Annotated in this window: 28 protein-coding genes; 9 read left to right on the top strand and 19 right to left on the bottom strand. The window is 28.4% G+C overall.

The genetic code is table 11. The features are described 5' to 3' along the window. Positions 1-118: 118 nt before the first annotated feature. The 4 genes from QIA00_RS04750 (at position 119) to QIA00_RS04735 (ending at position 4,648) form a co-directional block, all read left to right on the top strand. Positions 119-877 (top strand): complement regulator-acquiring protein, encoded by a 759-nt coding sequence (locus QIA00_RS04750; protein WP_316257788.1) that lies wholly within the window; start codon positions 119-121, stop codon positions 875-877. A 348-nt stretch (positions 878-1,225) separates the two neighbouring features. Beyond that, a complete protein-coding gene (locus QIA00_RS04745) occupies positions 1,226-2,428 on the top strand; it encodes a complement regulator-acquiring protein (RefSeq protein ID WP_316257787.1) in 1,203 nt (400 codons plus the stop codon). Positions 2,429-2,607: 179 nt separating this feature from the next. After that, entirely contained in the window at positions 2,608-3,483 is an 876-nt protein-coding gene (locus tag QIA00_RS04740) for a complement regulator-acquiring protein (RefSeq protein WP_316257785.1), read from the top strand. Positions 3,484-3,646: 163 nt separating this feature from the next. Continuing rightward, on the top strand, positions 3,647-4,648 hold the full coding sequence (locus tag QIA00_RS04735; RefSeq protein ID WP_316257784.1) for a complement regulator-acquiring protein: 1,002 nt from the start codon (positions 3,647-3,649) through the stop codon (positions 4,646-4,648). Between the two features lie 235 nt (positions 4,649-4,883). On the opposite strand, the gene QIA00_RS04730 is transcribed toward QIA00_RS04735, so the two are convergent. Continuing rightward, positions 4,884-5,108 (bottom strand): Lp6.6 family lipoprotein, encoded by a 225-nt coding sequence (locus QIA00_RS04730; protein WP_421114412.1) that lies wholly within the window; start codon positions 5,106-5,108, stop codon positions 4,884-4,886. A gap of 258 nt (positions 5,109-5,366) precedes the next feature. Between QIA00_RS04730 and QIA00_RS04725 the strand changes: the two genes are divergently transcribed. From QIA00_RS04725 to QIA00_RS04705, 5 genes are all read left to right on the top strand, one after another. After that, a complete protein-coding gene (locus tag QIA00_RS04725) occupies positions 5,367-5,990 on the top strand; it encodes a hypothetical protein (protein WP_301427677.1) in 624 nt (207 codons plus the stop codon). A gap of 357 nt (positions 5,991-6,347) precedes the next feature. Beyond that, positions 6,348-7,301, top strand: coding sequence for a hypothetical protein (locus tag QIA00_RS04720; protein WP_316257780.1), 954 nt, complete (start codon positions 6,348-6,350; stop codon positions 7,299-7,301). Positions 7,302-7,400: 99 nt separating this feature from the next. Further along, on the top strand, positions 7,401-7,619 hold the full coding sequence (locus tag QIA00_RS04715) for a hypothetical protein (protein WP_316257779.1): 219 nt from the start codon (positions 7,401-7,403) through the stop codon (positions 7,617-7,619). Positions 7,620-7,752: 133 nt separating this feature from the next. After that, positions 7,753-7,968 carry a hypothetical protein gene (locus QIA00_RS04710; RefSeq protein ID WP_301427674.1) on the top strand — a complete coding sequence of 72 codons (216 nt, stop codon included), beginning with the start codon at positions 7,753-7,755 and terminating at the stop codon, positions 7,966-7,968. 133 nt (positions 7,969-8,101) lie between these two features. Then, a complete protein-coding gene (locus QIA00_RS04705) occupies positions 8,102-9,244 on the top strand; it encodes a hypothetical protein (RefSeq protein ID WP_316257778.1) in 1,143 nt (380 codons plus the stop codon). 54 nt (positions 9,245-9,298) lie between these two features. Here QIA00_RS04705 and QIA00_RS04700 read toward each other — a convergent pair whose 3' ends face one another. The 18 genes from QIA00_RS04700 to QIA00_RS04615 form a co-directional block, all read right to left on the bottom strand. After that, positions 9,299-9,868 carry a DUF777 family protein gene (locus QIA00_RS04700; RefSeq protein WP_316257776.1) on the bottom strand — a complete coding sequence of 190 codons (570 nt, stop codon included), beginning with the start codon at positions 9,866-9,868 and terminating at the stop codon, positions 9,299-9,301. After that, entirely contained in the window at positions 9,858-10,799 is a 942-nt protein-coding gene (locus QIA00_RS04695) for a DUF693 family protein (protein WP_316257775.1), read from the bottom strand. Before QIA00_RS04695 ends, QIA00_RS04700 begins: the two co-directional genes overlap by 11 nt. A gap of 70 nt (positions 10,800-10,869) precedes the next feature. Continuing rightward, positions 10,870-11,136: a hypothetical protein gene (locus QIA00_RS04690; protein WP_316257774.1), complete on the bottom strand. Its 267-nt coding sequence runs from the start codon at positions 11,134-11,136 to the stop codon at positions 10,870-10,872. A gap of 38 nt (positions 11,137-11,174) precedes the next feature. Then, the gene (locus QIA00_RS04685; RefSeq protein ID WP_231013776.1) at positions 11,175-11,450 is read right to left on the bottom strand and encodes a hypothetical protein; all 276 of its coding nucleotides are present in this window, start codon (positions 11,448-11,450) and stop codon (positions 11,175-11,177) included. Between the two features lie 99 nt (positions 11,451-11,549). Beyond that, positions 11,550-12,383 (bottom strand): hypothetical protein, encoded by an 834-nt coding sequence (locus tag QIA00_RS04680; RefSeq protein WP_316257773.1) that lies wholly within the window; start codon positions 12,381-12,383, stop codon positions 11,550-11,552. A 39-nt stretch (positions 12,384-12,422) separates the two neighbouring features. Next, a complete protein-coding gene (locus QIA00_RS04675) occupies positions 12,423-12,986 on the bottom strand; it encodes a DUF792 family protein (RefSeq protein ID WP_316257772.1) in 564 nt (187 codons plus the stop codon). An 18-nt stretch (positions 12,987-13,004) separates the two neighbouring features. Beyond that, positions 13,005-14,393 (bottom strand): hypothetical protein, encoded by a 1,389-nt coding sequence (locus QIA00_RS04670; RefSeq protein WP_316257770.1) that lies wholly within the window; start codon positions 14,391-14,393, stop codon positions 13,005-13,007. Between the two features lie 8 nt (positions 14,394-14,401). Next, positions 14,402-14,620, bottom strand: coding sequence for a DUF1322 family protein (locus tag QIA00_RS04665; protein ID WP_231013780.1), 219 nt, complete (start codon positions 14,618-14,620; stop codon positions 14,402-14,404). Beyond that, on the bottom strand, positions 14,613-15,104 hold the full coding sequence (locus QIA00_RS04660) for a DUF1473 family protein (RefSeq protein ID WP_316257768.1): 492 nt from the start codon (positions 15,102-15,104) through the stop codon (positions 14,613-14,615). Before QIA00_RS04660 ends, QIA00_RS04665 begins: the two co-directional genes overlap by 8 nt. Before the next feature lie 75 nt (positions 15,105-15,179). After that, positions 15,180-15,602, bottom strand: coding sequence for a DUF1463 family protein (locus QIA00_RS04655; protein WP_231013782.1), 423 nt, complete (start codon positions 15,600-15,602; stop codon positions 15,180-15,182). After that, on the bottom strand, positions 15,602-16,672 hold the full coding sequence (locus tag QIA00_RS04650) for a DUF787 family protein (protein WP_316257764.1): 1,071 nt from the start codon (positions 16,670-16,672) through the stop codon (positions 15,602-15,604). The genes QIA00_RS04655 and QIA00_RS04650 overlap by 1 nt, the downstream gene beginning before the upstream one ends. 77 nt (positions 16,673-16,749) lie before the next feature. Beyond that, complete coding sequence (locus QIA00_RS04645; protein ID WP_316257762.1) at positions 16,750-17,289, bottom strand: DUF764 family protein; 540 nt, start codon at positions 17,287-17,289, stop codon at positions 16,750-16,752. Then, entirely contained in the window at positions 17,270-17,668 is a 399-nt protein-coding gene (locus tag QIA00_RS04640; protein ID WP_316257760.1) for a hypothetical protein, read from the bottom strand. Before QIA00_RS04640 ends, QIA00_RS04645 begins: the two co-directional genes overlap by 20 nt. After that, positions 17,665-18,039 carry a DUF1506 family protein gene (locus QIA00_RS04635; protein WP_301427661.1) on the bottom strand — a complete coding sequence of 125 codons (375 nt, stop codon included), beginning with the start codon at positions 18,037-18,039 and terminating at the stop codon, positions 17,665-17,667. Before QIA00_RS04635 ends, QIA00_RS04640 begins: the two co-directional genes overlap by 4 nt. After that, positions 18,036-18,488, bottom strand: coding sequence for a DUF3890 domain-containing protein (locus QIA00_RS04630; protein ID WP_316257757.1), 453 nt, complete (start codon positions 18,486-18,488; stop codon positions 18,036-18,038). Before QIA00_RS04630 ends, QIA00_RS04635 begins: the two co-directional genes overlap by 4 nt. Before the next feature lie 3 nt (positions 18,489-18,491). Continuing rightward, positions 18,492-19,409, bottom strand: a complete 918-nt coding sequence (locus QIA00_RS04625; RefSeq protein ID WP_316257755.1) for a hypothetical protein — start codon at positions 19,407-19,409, stop codon at positions 18,492-18,494. 16 nt (positions 19,410-19,425) lie between these two features. After that, positions 19,426-20,037, bottom strand: coding sequence for a DUF228 domain-containing protein (locus QIA00_RS04620; protein ID WP_316257753.1), 612 nt, complete (start codon positions 20,035-20,037; stop codon positions 19,426-19,428). Positions 20,038-20,127: 90 nt separating this feature from the next. Beyond that, complete coding sequence (locus QIA00_RS04615) at positions 20,128-20,724, bottom strand: DUF1357 family protein (RefSeq protein ID WP_316257751.1); 597 nt, start codon at positions 20,722-20,724, stop codon at positions 20,128-20,130. Positions 20,725-20,727: the final 3 nt, after the last annotated feature.

Genomic DNA, 20,727 nt, shown 5'->3' with positions numbered 1-20,727 from the left:
ATTTAATCTTAAAATATTAAATAATAATATTGTTATTTGACAATTATTGCAATATAGTTATAATATTATTTTATATTAGTTTTAATTAAAATTAGTTTTAATTAATAAGGAGAACATTTTGAAAAAAGAAAAACTAAATATAATCAAGCTTAATATTATTGCAATGACATTAACTTTAATTTGCATTTCATGTGCACCTGCACCTTTTAGCAAAATCTATCCCAAAGCAAATGAAAACACCAATCCAGAGAAAAACACCAATCCAGAGAAAAACACTCAAAATTATGAAGATGGATCTGATAACTTTACGCCTTATGATCAAAAATTGATGGGAACTACGGACTTAAAATTAAAAAAAATTAGCGAGGAACTGGAAGCTCAAATAAAAGAAGAAAATATACAAATAGATAAAATTGCCAAGGAAAAATTTGATTTCCTAAGTACTTTTAAAATCGATTCTGATGATGACCTTGACGAAGATGAAAGAATGCTTTTAAAAAGAATACTTTATTCATCTTTAGATTATAAAAAAGAAAATATAGAGACATTAGAAAAAATTCTTGGAATACTTAAAAATAAGTCCGAAAACAAAGTGATAATTGCAAGATCAATTTATTACATAGCAATGGGCATTCAATTTCATCTAGAAAGGCAATTAATATTAATAAATGAAAAACTAAACAATCAAAGCAAAGAAGATTCAGAAAAGCTGCTAGAAAAAGCAAAATTTGAATTAGAGCTAAAAGCAAGATTTAAGAAAACATTAAACGAAACCATTAAAGTTTACAATCAAAATGCTCAAGACAATGAGGAAAGACTAGTAGAACACTTTAATAAATATTACAAAGACATTGATACTTTACAATCTGTCTCTTAATAAAGAAAAAAATAATATGTTGCACTTGATATTTTAAAAAGAGAAGTTAATTCTTCTCTTTTTTTTTTATACTTGCAATATAAATCCAAACTAAAACACAATAATGTCTTTCTATTTTTATAAGAGTTTAAATTTAAACTTTAAATAATTTGATATACATTAGCAATATGTAAAATAATAAGACCGGCAGTAGACAAACAAAAAAAGGGCAAAGACTTTATTCTTTTTTGTTTATCTTATTGATTATTTCTTAATTTGAACTAAGTTTTTATTAATTAATAATTAATTTTAAATTTTAATTAATTTTGATTATTAAAATTCATTAAAAAGAAATCGAGGAATAGTATTTTGAAAATCAAACCATTAATACACTTAAAGCTTTTGGGATTGTTTTTACTTTCTTGCACAATTGATGCCAAACTGGATGAAGACTATACAAACAAAGTAAAAGGAATGCTCGATAGCACAACAGATGATCAAGAAAAAACCAATGTTAATACAAGCTCAGATGATAAAAAAAATATATCGATCGCTGATAAAGTAGCAGCCAAGCTGCAAAAACAATCGCAAACACAACAAGCAGCAAAAACACAACAAGCAGCACAAGCAGCACAAGCAGTACAAAATAAAGGAGTGCAAAATCAATCACAATCAACACCAAATCTGAAATTGCAAACTTTAGGTTTTGGCGCAGATTTATCAAATCTAACAAAACCAACAATGCCAAAACAAAGAATACCTATTCAAGCGGTTACAGCCGTGCCTGGAAATACAAGAACTTTTAACAACAAAAGTAACATTATGCCAACATTTGCCTTAAGTTACAGCCAACCAACAAACCAGCCAACAAATTCAAGCTTTACTGTACAAACAACAACAACATCTTCTAGGAGCAAATTACAAACATTAAAAAATGAACTTATTAGAGCAATTTCTGAAGAAAAAAATAAAACACAAAACAACTTTGGATTTATAGAAACTTACGATCAATTTAAAATGAAAGATTCTGCATTTGATCTACTAGATGTTATTTCGGGTGCTAAAGTTTATGACAGAAGCTACGCACCACAGCTTAACTCCAACACACCAGAAGCAGAAAATGAAAGAAATAAATTCTATGCACTTATGGATTTTGATCAAAACAAAATCGAACAATTTGGATCAATAATGAAAACTCTTTACAATGAGAATCAAAATCACGAATTAATAAGAGAATTAATAATATCAGGAATTGGAATACAAATTTCTTTCGAACTTGCGCTAGAAGAAATAAATAAAAAAATTGAAATCTTTAACCAGGATTACTTAAACGCTAAAATCAACAGTTTTGATTTCACCAATAAGCTAAAAGAGCTTAAATCCAAGCTAAATCAAATATTAGAAGAAAGAAAAGAATGGTCAAGACAAGCTGATGCACTTATTGCCAATACTAGCTCTAATTCAAACTTAAGCGATTCTAAATCTTTAGCAGAGTACATTAAAAACAGATACTTAGATAACATGCAAAATGCTCGCCAGTCTGTTCTTGAGGCATACATTAGTATAACATAGCTCAAATAGTTTATTTAAAAAACGAAAATAAACTATTTTGCAACTATTTAATCAAAAGAAGAGCACTGGACTCTTCTTTTTTTATATTGTTCTATTTCAAATTTGCACTAAATTTAAGTCATTAAGTATTAATTTTAAATAATTAAAATTACTTAAAACTTTTATTAAAGGAGTGAATTTTGAATAAAAGAAAATTATCTATATTTATAACATTGGGAATAATGACATTTTTCTCTTGCGATCTAAACAACAAAGACAATAAAAACAAAGTAGCAAGTTTTACAGAAACAAAATACAATGAATTAAATCCTCAAAAAGACACAAAAAAAGATACACAAACAGACACAAAAACACAAGAACATCAAAGATCAACAAAAAACTTAAAAGTTTCAAACAAAAAGGAAGAGGATCTAATTGACAAACTCTTTGGGATTTTAGCAAGAGAAATGACAATAATAAAAAAAGAAAAACTTCAAACAGAAATACCCAGCCAATTTGGACTAAAAAATAGCATGTTTGAACTACTTAATGTTTACAAAATTGACTCCAAAAATGGCACAAGGCTTCAAGAAAAAATGAACTCAGGCCTTGCAGAATCTCAAAAAATGAGAAGACAATTTTATTCATCACTAAGCTACAACACCACTGACATTTTCAATTTAGCAGAGATTGTAAACAAGCTTTACAAAGACCCAAAAGCTCACGATACAATAAAAAAAATATCAGGGGGCATACGAATCCAACAAGTATTTGAAGTTGCACTTGAAGATTTAGCAATCAACATGGACAAGCTAAAAGAAAATGGCTTTAACAAAAATACTTTAGAAGAAATTTATAATGCAATTGTTGATTTAACCTTAATAAAAAAAGAATGGCTTAGCACAATAGAAACATTAATTAAAAGCTCAAATGCTAACTTGGAGCTACAATACAATACAGAAAAACTAAAAGACCACATTGATCAAGTATATAAAGATACTATGATTTCTCTTTGCCTTAAAGCCGAGCAAACATTACTTCACTTAGACACATTATTTAAACTTAATAATAATTAAAAAATTATTAAAATTTAGAACCTTTTACCCAAAGAGAGCTTGAGCTCTCTTTTTTTTTAAATTCTTCTTGTACAATAACAATTTTGAATTAAAGTTATTAATTGAGTAATTAAAATTATTAATTAATATTAATTACTTAAAATTTTTATTGAAGGATAACATTTTGAAAAATAATAAATTAATTGCAATATTTTTATTGCATGTATTAACTGTGCTAATTTTGCTTTCTTGCTCTCTGGAGGTCAAAGACAGTCATGAAAATAAAAAGCATAAAAAAGGAAAAGAAAAAATAACAAAAAACGAAAATAATTCATTAAACAAGACAAAGGTATCTAAAAACGGTAAATCAAAAATAGACAATCTACTTGTTGCTATTAATAATTTAAAAAATCCACAAAAACCTGCAGCTGGCAAGAAAAACAAACCAAATTCAGCAGCCTTAAATCAACAAAACAATCCCACCAATGCCAATTCTAATGCTAATGTTAATGCCAATGCTAATACTAATACTGCCCCAAAACAAATATTAGATCCTGAAGCTGCAAAGCTAATACAAAAAATATTAGACAGATCTGAGAACATTATTCAAATAAGCGAAATGGATTCTTACAAGGGCGAGCCCGATGACCAATTTGGAATGAAAGCAGAAATATTTAGTAAAATATTTTTCAATGCAAACTCAACAGTACATTTTGACGAAAACGAATATACAGAAGAAAGAAGAATGCTTTACACATCTTTGAATTTCAACGAAGGAAAAATTTTGGATCTTGGGAAAATTTTATCAAAACTCAGCCAAGACTCAAACTACAGAAGCTTAGTTAAAGAAACTCTTATAAACAGAGGCTTTAGCATTCAATTAGCAATGGAAGAAATCAGCGCAAAAATACTAAATGTAAAAGACAAACTACAACAGCTAAACAAACCTAATTTGCAAAAACTCTACCATGATTTTGAGAAACTTACAAAACTTAAAGAAAAATGGCTAAAAGACACAGATGACTTTATTAATGAGTACAATGCTGACCCTGGCCTGCAAACTGACGTTTCAAAATTAAATGATGCTTTAAGATTAAAAAATTCAAGAGCGCAATTTGCAGACATTCACGATATAATTTTGGATTTAGTAAACACAACTACCAATATTCTTGCTCCAATTCAGTAATACTCGTTTTGTATTCAAAAAGGGAAAGGGGTTTACAACCTCTCTCCCTTTTTTTATATTTAATTTAATATTAATTAAATTTGTCTAAATCAGAATAATAAATAAAAATAATAAATCAAAATGTTTAATATTGTTAAAATCAAAAACCAAAAACTTCTTTAATAAATTTTATCAAAAAAGTTTTTTTAAATATTTATTAGTGTTGTATTTAAATTAATTTAAAAGCAAATATTTATTACTTTTTCATTGGTTTTTTCATAGGTTGCTTCATGGACTTCATCATATTTTTGTCTGGCATGGACTTCATCATATTTTTGTCTGGCATTGACTTCATCATATTTTTGTCTGACATCGGAGTTGTAACTTTTGAATCTTCATCACTAGTATTTTCCATCTCATCTGAAATTTTTGTAGTTTCACAAGCAACAAATAATACCGCACTTAAAAATATCGCGTACATTAATTTTGTCATTGTTTATCCTCCTTCTTTAAAACTAATCTTATATTAAAATATAATCTTGAAATAATCAATATCAATTGGTTTTTTATTCTAAATAAAAAAAGTATTAAATAATTTACAAACTATTGATAAAATATGTATAAAATGATATCTTATATAAATAAATTTGGAATGAAAAAGAATTTAATATTTATATGTATATAAATTTGAATATTTTAAAAAATAATTTAAATAAATTTCATATTACAAGAGATAAATATGAATGTAGTTAAAAACAACCTAATTTATAAAAATGAACATACAAAACCTTTAAACCCTATTCTTTGTACACAGTTTTACATTAGAACTTACAGCGTAGATTCAAATGCAGCAATTGAAATAAAATCAGAAGCACAATATTTAGACCAATACGATCAAATCACACTAACAAAAGGTAAGCTAAAATCAATTAGCATATTAGCTCACAAAACTAGTATGGATAAAAAAGGTTTAAAAAACCTGCTTCAATTGAAAAATCACAAAGATTTTTATCATTTTTATGAAAATAATTACATAAGATGTTGTTTAAATTTCGAAGATAGACAAAAAAAAGAACTAAATTTAATGCCCTTATTTCATTATCACAGCTTGTTAAGCATTAACAATGCAATTCTAAGCAAAAATAAAAATGGCAATTTGCAATTTGGAAGCTCATTTTACGTATCAACCAATCACAGCTGGAAATATCTAAGCTTTGCCAAATTTCAAAAAAGTTTAAACAAAATTAAACTTATCTATTCTGCTTATTCTAATAAAAAATATTACATTAAAATAAGTCAAAGCATTTACGATACACTAAAAATATTAATTAATGCTTCAAGACTAAAAGAATTCATCAAATAATTTTATTTATTAAAAATAATAATAAACACTTCCCACACACGTTTCAAAGAGGCTCTCAATATGGGTCCTCTTTGTATAAATTTCAAAAACAAGTAAAATCTATATTTTAAAATCTGAGCTATAATTTAAGAATGTCTACATACTTCATCAAAGCCAGTAGACTATTAATCAATAATAAAAAATAACACTATTTTTTAACTACCTCCAAAAGAAGTTCTTGTTGCATTAAAGAACTTCTTTTTGCAAAAATTAATTTCTAATATTTTTTAAATATTTTAATCAAATTAACTTTAAAATAAGTTATTAATAATTGATATTAATTATATAATGAAAAAACAAAAGGATAAGGAGAAATAAATGAGCAAAAGAGTAATTTTAATATTACTAGAAATTCTGATCTTGTCTTGTGATTTATTTACAAATAAAGAGAAACCGCCCGAAAAGCAAACTTCTAAAGAGCAAACTTCTAAAGAGCAAACTTCTAAAGAGCAAACTTCTAAAGAGCAAACTTCTAAAGAGCAAACTTCTGAAAAGCAAATGTCTGAAAAGCAAATGTCTGACAAACAAAATCCCGACAAACAAAACTCTGACAAACAAGCCCTTAAAAAACAAGCTCGTGAAATAAATATACAACCTGAAGCAAAAATAATCCCTGCGGTATCCATTCAAACGATAGAAATAAGACAATCAAATCAAGTTCCAAAAAGTATTGAGAAGTACTACAAACAAGCTTATCCGATTCAAACATTTACACTTGATTTTAGCATCAAAAGAGAAAATGAATTTCAACAAACAGAAGATAAAATCTTGTTTGCACAGGGAAAAGTGGAGTCATTGAGCATTTTAATCAATAAAAAATTGTTAGACTTTAAAAACCCAAAAAATTCAAAAACATCAACTTTAAAAAATTTCAAAAATATTGAAAATATTGATAATTTCTTCCAGAGTCAAGACTTATTATTTGCTTTAAACCTTAAAAATGGAAATGATGAAAGCATTATTAGCGTCATGCTCAATCCCCCAAACGACAGCCAAAAACCCAAAGATTATGTTTTAAAAGACCTTAAAGAAACAATTAAAAAGGGTATTAGCGAGAAATACTTAAATCCTATCTATAGATTTCAAATAAAAAACAAAAAAGATTACCATTCAATAGATTACAACAAATTATCTATTAGTGAAAAAACAATAGCATTAGACCTACTACCTCACAATCAAGTCTTTCAAATGAATAAAAATTTCATTCAAATTTTAAACATAATAACAGACTTAAACAGTCTAAAATCAATAATTCAAAAAGAATATGTATAAAATTAAATCGGACTTTCAAAATAACATACATCTAATTGATTAATATAATTTTATGATATATAATTACATCTAAATTGCTTAGGTTAAAGGAATGATTAAATGGTTAAAAAAATAATATTTATTTCATTTTCAATATTTATTGTGTCTTGCAGCGCAATTGGTCGTGGAATTTTAATAGATTCTATTCTTCATAATGTTCACAAAGAATTCGAGCAAGAAAAAAAAGATGAAAAAAAGAAAAATTCACAATCAAAAGCCGAAATAGAAGAAAATGCCGACAACAGCTTTGAAGAAGATGATGAAGAAGAAAGTGAATAGAATGAATAGGACAATAAAATCATTTTAATATTTTTAAAACATTTTATTAACTAACAGTTAAAATTTTAAGCCTAAATTTAAATATATTAATATATTCAAAGGAACATCGAATTTCACCCGATGTTCTCCTTTATTGATAAATCTGAAAAATCCCAAGTATGCTGTACACTTAGTACAAAGTAAATTCTTTGTATCAATAGAAAATAAAGAAGAAAGGAATGGTGCTGAAAATTTTAGAAAATTTAAAAACAGCACCACCACTTCAACGCCAAATTACAAAAGGACCAAAGGTAACGATTATAAATTATTAAATTTTAATTTCTATAAAACAGTAAAAATAGAGATTTAAAAATAATAATACAAAATCTATGATACCCCCTTAAATCCCCTTTAAGGGGATTTTTATATTTTAAAATAAAATCAAAATACAAAAAATGTGGTATAATGTTTCTCAATATTCTTTTTTAAAGGAGTGCAAGGCTTTGAAAGGCAAGCTTAGAAAAGCTTTAAAAATCTCAATATTTGCAACATTGCTGCTAGTTATTAGCTGTAATGCGAATATGGATACAAATGATCAAAACAAAGCCTTAAACGAATATAAATTAAAAAATATTTCAGAAGCCATTAAAAAGGGCTTACAGTTTGAATCAGACTCTAAATTAAAAAAAGAAAATGATGCAAACATAAATCAAAGTACACCTCCTATTTTGGAAATTGAAAAAATTGAACCTGGAACACAAGAGATGTCTTTAAAATCTGAATTTGATGGCGAAAGCCTAATGCCACTGGAAAAGCCAGAAGAAGAAAATATGGCAAAATCAGAAGAAGAAATTGCAAAAATACAAGAAAAATTATTGTTAATAGGCGCTTCTGATGAAACCACAGATCAAAAATTAGGCGAAAATATGCAAAAAAAACCTTTAAATCCAAATACAATAGAGTTTAAAATTTCAACAAACACCAACGAAACAATACTTACCGAGATTGAAAAAGAAGAAATTAATAATGACAAAGACAAAATTTTTGATCAAAAAAAAGAAAATGACGCAACAAAAGAATACGCACAGCAAGTTAGAGATTCTCTGGATAAAGCACTAAATGCAATCCAAGCTCTAGAAACATCTAAAGCATTTAAAGAACTTGAAAATTTATCCAAGGATCAAGAAAACTCTCTAAACACAGCAAAAGACTCAATTGAGAGCAATATTAACAACATTAATACCAATAACATAGAAATAATAAAAAACAAATTACTCGAAGAACTAAACAAAAGTGAGCTTATTTTTGAAGATACTAAAGATCCCCTGGGAACAAGCACAATAAAAAAGGTCATAGATGCTGCTAAAAAATGGCAGGAAAAAGAAAATTTAAGTCAAATAGACTGGGACTTGGGCTTTAAGTTTCATCCAAACCCAAAACTTTACAATAAATTCAAAGCTCAAAAATATAAAATTTTGGCTGAAAAATTTACTAAAGTGAAAAATGAATACAAAAACACAAAAGAACAACTAAAAGCGGAGTCTAAATTAACAACCAACAATATTAACAAAATAATTAACGCAACAAAAGAGTTTGCAAACCAAGTAATAAACCTAATCTTGTTGGCAGAAAACAATCATCAATAAACCCTTGGCAGCAAGGTTACTTTAAAAAAAGAAAAAGTAAATGCAAAAACCACTTCAAGCAATAGGGCCTGTTTTTCCGGTTGTAGTTGTTGGCGCGCCACTACTATTAACATAAGTTAGAGTACCAGAACTGTGCATATGATTTTCAAACTTGGTTCCATTAATCTTTAAATTGCCTTTAATTTCAATATTATCCACATCAATGATCAATTTTTTAGCTTTAAATTTTATATTTTCACTTTGTGAATCAAGCTCTTGCGCGCTCAATTTAAACTGATCAAGCTTAATGCCAATTTTTTTAGGATTAAGAGCACTTAGAATGTAATAATAATTTTTATCAAAATGATTATTATCACTTTCTTGGAAAATATTAACATTACTTTGAAGTAAAATCACCTCATCTTCTGCTGATAAATCAAGATTAAAATTAGATATACTGCAAGTATTAATTTCTAGCCCTTCGTACTCTTTAATAGTAACAACACCCGTTTGAGATTTAAAATCAAAGCTTTTAATAACACCTATTCTGCAAATAAAAACATTTTCAAAAAGAAACTGCTTTGACACACTAGCAGAAGAGCCTTTAAGGCTGCCTGAGGCCACGCCAAAATCATTATTTTGCATAATAAATTTCCTTTTTACTTTCTGAGTAAAGCTCTAAATTTAAAACACACTCTCTGGTGCTGCTTAATCTAGCACTGGTGTTTTTAAGCCGGCAGTTGATCGTATTTCCATGCCGGTCTTTAAAGCTTAGATTATCTGCAATCTTAATGTTGTGAGTAAAAAGCACTTGCGCTTGATACAAACTTAACCCAGATTTAAACCCTAAAGCATCCTTTTGGGGTACAAACAAAAGCCCATAATCTTCAAGTCTTTTGTGCTGGCCAGAAACAAACTGTTTGAAATTCATGAAAATAAATTTCAAATCAACATCTTGCTCACAATTCCCAATATCAACAATAACAGCATCAACGTATCCTTGTCGCCTTAGGAATTCTATTAATCCTTTTGGCGAGTTGCAAGCAAAGCTCTCTTTGATAACTTTTATTTTTTCAAGCTCATTCATAAAAAAGATTGCTTTGTCCTTAAAAACATAATTTATTGCATCAGCAATAGTGCTGCCTTTGAAATTTTTATACTCAAATTTTTTCTCTAAAAAGGTCGCTTTGGACAAAAGATACAATTCACACTCAAAACTAAAATTCTCAGCAGACCTACCAATTCTCTCAACAGGTGCTCCCAAATACCCAGCCATAATAAACTGGTAATCTTGCTGATCTGAAAACTTTTTATAATAAATTTTTACAATGTCTGCGGTCTTAAAATCAGAAAAATTTAAAGGCACATTAAAAATTTGAAGTTTGGCCTTTTTGCTAATTATTAAATTATTCTCAGAATATGTATTTTGAATAAAAATATTCAAATCGGGAGCACCATTTTTAGTGGTAATAACAACTCTAGGCCTTAGCCCCGCAAGCCTGCCACCAACGCTATTATTCTTAGAATCAACTGTATTGTAAAATTCAATCTTAAAATCATACTGAAATATTAACATCTTTTTTAAATAAAACTCCTTTTTAAATTAACAACAAATCAGGCTAAAAGTAAAAACAAAATTCAACTTTCTACTCCTTATTTGATTTGTAAATCACCATTACTGCAACATCCACCCCAGTGAACAAAACCTTATGATTAATGTCTAACACATTTTTTGAACCTATTTTTTGAATAAAAAGTCTTAAATTTTCTTCTAATTCCTCAAAAGATCTCTGCTGATTTAGTTTAAAATTAAAAATTTTAACCTTAATAACTACACCATTCTCAACAGAATAGGAATGCAAATTAAAAGATAAACAAAAAAATAAAATAAAAATTGTAAAAACCTTTCTCACAAATGCTACCAACTTACCTTAAACTTGCAAATACATTGCTACCCTTGCTTTTTAAGCTTATAGATCACCATTACAGACAAACCATTAAAAGTTATATTATGCTCAATGTTTAAAATATTCTCAGGTCCTATTTTATTAATTGCATTTTGTATTAACCTTTCAACAGAAGAAACAGACTGGTCTTCGGTTAAATTGCCACCAATTTTTACTTCTTCGTATAAGAACTTGACTGCAATCTCTTCGTCATCTTGAAGATCATAAGAATACAGATTAAAACTTAAAAATAAAAAAGAAATTAAAATAAATTGTCTCATTAATATTCTCCAAATAAAAATTGTTCTAAATTACAAAATTAAAAACCTAAATATTAAAAACTTTCAAAGTAAATCAAAAAAACATTCAAATTTAAAAATTTAAATAAACTGATCTTCAGGAGAATCAAAAAACTCATCTTCACTTTGAGACTCACTAAGCGCATAGTCTTCGCTTTCTAGCTCATCTTGATACTCTCCTTCACTCTCATCTGGATCTTCGCTTTCTAGATCATCTTGGTGCTCTATTTCTAGTTCGTCTGAGTCTTGGTCTGGATCAGCTAAAAACTTGCCTTCTGAGCATTTAAGATCATAATTATCCAAGGTTCGTCTTTTGTTACATTTTTTTACACTTTGTGGTCTTTTGGAAGGTCTAGAGTTTGAAAACTTCTGGCCAACAGATTTGTTAGTTCTGCTTAAAGGCTTTAGACTGCTGCGATTATTAGCTATTCTTTTTTTAATATTTTCACTAAATTTTATATTCTTAAGCCTGGATTGAAAATAGTTTTCTAGAAAAAGAGCTTTTTTAATAATTCTCTCTGCAATAAGTTTTGTATATTCTGGATTTTCAATAAGGCTTTTATTTTTGTAATTTCTTGTTAAATATTCATATTTTCTAATAATCTTAAGTAGTGGTAATTTAACTTCTTTTTGAAATCTACCCCTAACAAGTTTTGTTTTTATTATTCCCTGCAAATTATTGCAATAGACACTAAGTGCATTAAGTTTAGCAAGTATTTCTTGACTTTTGATGTTGCCGGCTTTATCTTGAGATTTAATTAAAATCCCATTGTCAACGTCGTACATTAATACATACGCCAAATCTATGTCTTTTTTGAAATTCCATTTTTTAAAATCAAATGGTCTTGCCACACTTGCATATGTAGTTGAAACAATATATAAAAAAAATATTAAAATAAGTTTAAATTTTATCATTAATATTCTCCTAATATTTAGATGTTTTTAATTAATATTTTAACCTTTATAAGTCAAAATATTAAACATTTTGCAAATTTTTACTTGCAAACTAATTTCAACCTCCTCCAAATAAACCGTGTCTTTAAGCTTTAATGAACTAATGCTTACCACCTCGTGAAATCCTACCGAAGGGCTGTACATACTATAATAAACCCCCAAGTTAAACCTTTGCCTGAATTGCATTTTTATAAAATTGCTATTAAATTCTAAAACGCTGTTCATAAAAGGAGTTTCTCTTAAAGCTCTTAGTAAAGTTTGATCATAAATAGATGACAAAATCCCTTTATTAATTATTACAATCTCAGGCTTTGGAGTAATGTTAAAGTTCACATATTCACTTTTTGTATTTGTAAAATCAATTACCGCTCGGTCTGAGCTTACGCTTGAGAGATTTTCTTCTATTAGGTCATGCTTTGTAAAAATAAAAAATAACTGGGGAATGTACCCAAGGCCTTTAAAATCAAGCCTTGGAAAAAGTAAAACAAAATTAGAACTGCTTACTAAACTTGAGATTTGATTTACAATCTCTTTTATTAACCTACTGGCTTGCTCTTTAATCATTTGAAACCTCTTTTACAATTAAGGCATTCTAGAATCATCATCAATTCCTCTTGAATTAAATTCACTAGCACTATTTAGCACATTTGTCATATACTCAACCAAAGGTACGCTTTCAAAAGCTTGTGCCAAAAGAATGCCAAGATTTGAAAAAGTATTTTTTAAAGGGTCTAGTATACTGCTTGTAAAATCGTAATTTTTAGCCCACTCTAAAAGTTCTAAAGTTTTTTCCAAGAGTGGGTATAATCCAGGCTCAAAGGCAGTGTTTATTATTTTGCTATTTAAAACTTCAGGTGCATCTTTTAGATTTTTTAAAGAACATGTTGGCATCCTAAAACTTAAAACTTTTTCTAAATTATTCCCATCCTTTAGAAAATCGCTTACTAGGTTAATTGCTTTTGAATCATTTTTTGCATGTCCTTTGTTTTTTAATTGCTGTGCAAGCTCAACCATAACAGAGAAATCATTCGAATTTGAATTTGAATTTGAACTTGGGTTTTGTGAACTTTGAAGAATATAAAGTTTTCTTAAAAAATCATTTCTCTCAAGCTCTGTTTCAAAAGATCTTTTTCTTTTTAGTATTTTATTTGCACTTTCTTTTTGAGAATCTTTGAAAATAAAATTTTCAAGACTTAGCTGAGCCTTTTTGTCTTTTAAATTTTTAAATTCTTCTAAAGGCGAATTTAAATCATTAAAACCATTTTTTATATTTAAAAAATTAACAAGGCTTGAGTCTTTAAAAAGATTTCTAAAAGACATTAAATTTTCCCATGCAATCTGCCTGTTTTCGTTTTTAACGCTTAATGGTTCTTTCAAATCCTTAAAAGGGGAAATATTGTTAAAATTGGAATTTAATCTAAAGTTTTCTGACAGCTTAGTCTGACCTTGACCAGAATTATTAATAAAATTCTGCTTAAAAATGTTTTTAATATTTTCAGTTTTAAAATATGAATGCTCGTTAAAGCCAAGATTTGATTTATCTATTTCTGGCTTTAAATAAGAGCTCAGACTGCTTTTTTTCTCATTTGAGTGCCAGCCGGATAAGCCGATTTTGTCTTTTAAATCAAAATCAAAATCTTTTAAAACATTCTTTGGGGGTTTTTTCTGATAATCATCAGAGCCTAGAAAATCCTTAAAAGAATCATTTGTGCCTAAAACATTTAAAGATTTAAAACCCGATGATTTTTGAGAATTATCAATTCTGGGGGTTTTAAAACTTTTAAGCCTTTTAAGACTTAAGGAGAAAAAATCCTTACTACTTTTATAACTCAAACCACCAAAAACCTGACTGAAAAAATTTTCCCTTTTTAGACTTAAAAACTCTTTTTTTAAATTACTCTTAGTGGCATTTCTGTCAAGAACGCCTTCTAATGAAATTGTGAATTTATTATTATTGTTTTCTTCGTACATAAGAACCTTTAAAACACGCTACTAAAAGACAAAAACCTTTCGTATATTTCCTTGTTAAGCTTTAAATTGGCTACTCGGTTAACCTCTAAAAGCTCCTTGTAGCTCATTTTTTTAACTTCCTTGTATGTACAAATACCCATTACAACAGGAAAATAATACTTATTGGTTTCTTTTGTCAAATAGTCTATGTATTTAAAATAATTAGTCGCAATCTCTTGCTTATTCATTGCTACCTTCTTGCAATAAAGACTCAAAACCAGTTTCTAAAGAATCTTCTGAGTTTAAGTCTGACGGTTTATTGTTTGTAATTAAAAAATCATAACTCCAGCGCTCGTCAATGTAGTCATACTTAATGTAGTCGCCGTTTTTGTCTTGAAAACTTTCAATGTAAACCAAACCAGGCTTTTTAAAACCTTCTATTGTTTCAAAAAGTGAATACTGAACTGAAAAAAGAATTGTGGGAAGAGCGTACTTGTAAAGCTCAGAATATTTTCTCTCTTTGTTTAAAATTTCGTAAAATTCATCTAAAAAACCTCTTGAGATCATTAGTGTGGTTATTTCTTTTAATGTTCGCAGATCATTAAGTTTGCCAATAAGTTCATCTCGATCAACATCAAATCCCAAAACGCTGTCCCACTCGTACATGGGAATATCTTTTAAAACATACGTATGTGTTTTAGTTCTAGTTAATATTTTTAACTTGTATCTCATTTTAAATTCTTATCCTTTAATTAAAACATTTTTAAAACATTTTTATTGTTCATTTAACTTGCTTTTAACTTGCATTTAACTTGCTTTCTCAACATCACAATTGATTGCATGAATTGTAAACTTAACAGTATCATTCTCAGATGAATACTTTCTAGTTGGAATTTCTGCAAAAAAGGCACTATTTGAAATAATTTTAAGTCCCATTTGATCGTTAAACACCAATCTTTTTAACTTTTTAGATTTTGGTACATTCTCGTAAAATTGCTCGTTGCTTAGCTTTGTTAAGAGTTTGTAATCAAGAGATCCTTTGCTTACTTCTAAATCAAAAATATGAACAACAGTTCTTGGATCTCTAAAGCTTGGAATTGGGAAATTTCTGTCTTCTGTGCTTGCTTTAGCCATTACATTAGGCTCTGTGCTGTACTCAAGAGTACCTGTGTCTATTAAATTGTCATTAAAGCTAAAAAATATTAAATCAAGTGAATAATATTCTCTCATTATGATGCTCTCCTTAAATATTCGTTTATCTCTTGTGTTGTTATTACCAAATTAACGCTATTAAAGCTGTCATTGTATTTGAGTGCAACTTCTAAGCTTAAGCTTAAGCCCTCAGAAGAATTAATTTTAAGCTTAATCTCTTTATAAGAGACAATAAGCCCTTTTTGTTTAAGTTCATGGAAAAAACATTCAAGCCCTGCTGTGTATTCGTTTGGCAAATTACTGTCCAAATTTAAAGCACCAAGCTTACTGTTAGCTCTATTGTTTTTATTCCAAATCCTAATAAGTTCTTTTATTGATTCATTTTTAATGTAAAAAAGCGTGAAAGATTCATCAATTGGATCACCCGAGAGACTAACCCCTTCCTTGAAAGCTAAAATGCCGTCATTGCCAGTTTCATTAAGAAGTGAGTAAAAATTAATATTGGATTTTCTAAGAGAATCAATTAAAGAATCGTCATAAACAGGCGCAGAATTTAAAATCATACCATAAGGATTAACAGCATGAAAAATGCTTGCTTGATGCAAATACGCTGCTGTAAACTTAAGGTGCAAATTTTGATCCCCAGCGTAAACAGCAATAACATTTTTAAGCTCGCTTTTGTTTTTGCCTTTTAAAAAATTTGGCAAGTTGCCATCTTTAGTAGAAATTACAATAAAAATACAAGCTTTTCTAATCTCTTCAAAATCGCTACTAAGGGTATCTTCTGCGTGATTTACAAAAACTACAAACGAATGTAAGTTGGATTTTAAAAAATCTTTAATCTCTTTAATCTGGTTGTAAACATAAAAATCAACAGACCTAAGCCCTTCTTGTCCAAAAAAATCACTGAGTGATTTTTTCAAAGCGCTAAGCTGATCTTCTGCTATTTTTTTCTTGGAAGAATCAGACTCTTGGGCCTTTTGCATCTCAAGTTTTTCAAGAAGATCTTGAAAATTTGTAACACTTAATGCCAAGTGTTTGCTTGCTAAAACATTGCTTTTGTAGATTACAAGCGGATTGTAATAATTAACATTATTGAAAGCTAGTTTGTTTTGCACCAAACTAATGCTTATTGTATCTTTTGGCATTTATACTCCTTTTAAATTTCTTTTTTTAAATTTATTTTTATTTATTTTTATTTATTTTCTATTTTTTCAAAAAAAATTTATCTCTCTTGTTTTAAAACCTGTATATTTGCAACAAAAATTTGATTAAAACTAAAACACATATTAGAATGCATATTGGAAACACCAAGAAGCCCATCATTATTTAAATTGCTAACCGAACACAGATAATAAGTTAAAAGCAAATAAGAACCGCTCTCAAGCTCTTTTGTAAACTCAAACCTAAATCTATTTTCGTGTAAAAATTCTAAAAAGTGTTCATACACTTTGCAAATGCTCTTATAAGAATCTCTGTAAGCTTTAAATAAAACAAAACTTAAAAAATAAAGCGAAAACCTTAATCTAAACTCATTAGACTCTTGATAAGAATTTCTACCTCTTAGATTTCTGGGAGTAAGCCCCTCGAAAGACTCGCTTTTTAATACAAGTAAATTACTAGTATTTGTAGCAAACTTTTCTAAATACGGGTGGTTATAGGTATTTAAAATTTCTAACTCTATTTCTTTAAGATATAAATATTTTTTAAAATTTGTAAGTATTTTTATTAAAAATTGTACAGATTCATCTAGTCCTATAATCATGACTTTCCCTTTCTTTTGCTTTCAAGAGGCTCGTTGGGTTTTGAATGTTTTTGGGAAAACTTCTAAATCCTTTAGATTTTTTGTCCTCTTTAGCCTCTTTAGTATTTAAAGCTCTTTTTGGTCTTAAGTCTTTTTGCCTGATAAGTGAATAATTTTTACAAAAAACTATAAACTGATCTTTTATTTCAACAAGTCCTTTTTGAATAGACTTTCTAAAAGCTGTTTTTATTCCCTTGTTTGAAAAAATATTAGAATAAAACTCTTTGTAAAAAGCCTTTGCTAGTTTGAAATTAAGCTCTCTTGTAATTTCTTCAGATTTAATATTAATGCTGTTTTCTGCATTAAAAGAATTGTCTTCAAACTTAATCTTTACACTCAACAAGAGCTCCTTAAAACTAGAGTATTGTAATTTAGACCTTCGTTGTAGCTTTTTTGAACCCCTAAGATTGAATAAAAATCATCAAAAACCTTAATCAAATCTCCGTACTCAAATTCCAAATTCTCAAGTGTATACACCTTAGCATAACTATTGCTGTCAAAGATATTTACACCCTCAATCTCAACTACTTCTTCTGGACTAATTAACAAAAACATTCCTTTAAAAACAACAGTATCAGAACTTTTAAATCTAGTTTCATAAGACGCACTGATTGGATCTTTGACTGCTCTAAATTTACAGAAAAAAAGTTCTTGCGAATATGTACTAATAATATTACTTAAACCAATATTAATCATCTCTAAAGACTTCATTTAACTACTCCTATTAGAGAGCCTTTTGCTCTTAAATCTTCTATTAAACCATCCAAACATTTACAAAAATCACCCCCACAGCCGCTAGAGCTAAGATTTGTGGGGAAATATTCTAATGATATTTCTTTAAATTTTTCAAACTTAATGTTATTTAAATTAAAACCTTTTAATCTGTTTCGTCTTTTTAACTCGCAACCAATAAAATAATAAATTAAAACAAATATTGTAGAATCATTTAAACTTTTAATTCTTATTCTCTTAAGAATTAAAATATTCTCAAGTAAATTTAAATATAAAGAAAATTCTTTAATGCTTAGATCTTTAAAATCAAGCATTAAAAGACTAAGTATTTGCTCATACACTGTTTGTAGTGATTCTAAATTCTCACTCTCTAGAGTTTTTAAATTTTCACTTAAAGCCTGATTGGTATCTACTTTGCTGTCATTCATTTTTTAGCTCAATTTTATCCTAAGGATTGAATTTTTTGTTGCCAAAATTGTTCCAATAGAAAAGTCAAGAAAACTTGTTCTAAAATTGCTACTTGAAACTTCTGTGTATGAATTTAATATCGGCTGATGCCCGTCTTTTAAAAGTAGAAGTTTGCTACTTCTTGGGTATATTAAAATTTCATCGTCTAGTAAATTTGTAGTCTCAAGCTCAATATCTGCATCATTATTAATTGCGCTTATAAAATCAAAAAGCATGTCTTTGTATGAATAATTGTTGTTTGGAAGTCTTTCAAGCAAACGACCTTTGATTTTGCTGGTTGTAAGTATTTTAAAGGGCACCCTTCTCTCATCTTCTAAATTAATCTTTGAAAGATCTTCATTTATTGATTTTACTTGATCTAATATGTTTGTCTGTTTAACCGTTTTGTCTATTTGGTTTGGGAGATTCAAAAGTCCATACATAGTTTCATTGTTAGACTCATCAACAAGAAGGGTTCTTTTACTACCTTTTGCAATCGTAAGTCCACCCCTTAAATAGTGCGCGCTCATTAACTTTTGTATCTCAATTATTGCTCCTAAGAGCCCTTCTTTCATGTTAATATTTGTGTTTGCCTCTACGCTAACTTTTCCATCTGGTGCATAGTAAGTAAATGCATACTGAAAAGGTAAATAATTGATTTTTACCATTTGTCTTTGGAACTTTATTGTTGAGACTGTGTTAAAATCATTAACCTTTAATGTAGGAATATCTGTTAAATTAGAATACCACTTAATAATTCTGTCACTTCCAAGAGAAATATTGCTACTTTGTATTTGCTGTGAATCTAGAAAATGATAATATTCAGGGGTTGGACATTCTCTAACTAAAACATCCCTTACTGTGTTTATATATTCCTCGTTACTTAATATACTCTCATCCATTTCAAATTCTCCTATTTTAAATTGAATTTTTTATTTGCTTGACTAAAAAAAGAACTCTAACTCCATAAACATCTCTTCTGTCTTTAAATTCTTCAGCTGGTCCTAATGCTAAAGCGTGAATAACAGATGCATTCTTGCTAGATTTTTCTAAAACCCCTTCGCTGTTTATTATTAATTTGTCTTCTGCTTTGATGGTTTTGTCTTTAGTAATCAAAACGCATTCAAAACTACAAGTGATTGGAACAACCGTACCGGTTCTTGAAAAATCGTCAAAGTCTACACAAACCCCGTAAAGGTCGCTACCACCGCCTTTTGCTATTTGTAAACTTGAACCATTAACAATAAGCTTAACCCCACATTTGTAGCAAAAGTCTAAAGCTTGATAATTTTCAAACTTATCAGCAGAAGAGCTTTTAAGACCACCTTTTTGAGCAAAATAAAGCCCTGAGTCCTGAAATTTGTTACTGCTCTCAAACACCGGGTAACTGCTAGCATTAACGCTTTGCAGTTTATCTAAAACAATTTTTTGAGCTTGATTTTTCTTTAAACTTTCAAGCTGGCTCTCAAGTTCTACTTTTGATGCTTTTAGTTTTTCTATCTCTTTTTGAAAATCAATTGAATCGCTCATTAATAATCTCCTTTTTTAAATTGATTTCTTATTTAATTTTTTCATTAAAATTTTTTATTAAAAGCTTAAATTACAAAAATTTAAGCTAATTTAAGCCAATGCCTTTTTATTACAATAAAATTCATTCTTGATCTCTTCCCACTGATTAAGCATTGCTTTTCTTAAATCATGATACGTGTCAAAAAAAGCATTACTGTCTCTTAAATTATTTTTTTGATCTACTTTTATTCTTTGAAAATTAATCACTTTGTATGAATTTTCTGAATTCTTATTTTGATCAATATTGGTCTTTGCAAGCCTTATTAGTATTGCACGGGAACGCGGGTCAATCTCTTCAAGGTTGCAAGTTCCAGCTACAGCAAATATTTGCGCTGATTTTACATACTTTCTAATAAGCTCTTCGGCTTGTCCTTTGACAACCTCTTTAAAAGAATACCCTTTTGCTAAAAGATTTTCTGTATTATACTCAAAACTTAAATTATCATTTGCAAGTTTATTTATCTCAACAGATTCTCTTAAGTCATTGTGAGAATAATTACCAGTTAAATTATCATTTTCACTTTTGAGATTTTTATATTCCAAAAACTCACGAATCAAAGCGTCGCTTAAAACTTCATTGTTTTTAGCTTTGGTGTCTTTTAAATCTTCTTGGCTGTTTTTGTCTGCACTTGTTGCCATTTTTTCCATAAT

It is taken from the genome of Borreliella americana (genome assembly GCF_032595795.2).
In the GTDB taxonomy this organism is placed as follows: domain Bacteria; phylum Spirochaetota; class Spirochaetia; order Borreliales; family Borreliaceae; genus Borreliella; species Borreliella americana.
The sequence above is the reverse complement of the archived record's forward strand: the minus strand, read 5'-3'. Positions and strand labels throughout refer to the sequence as shown.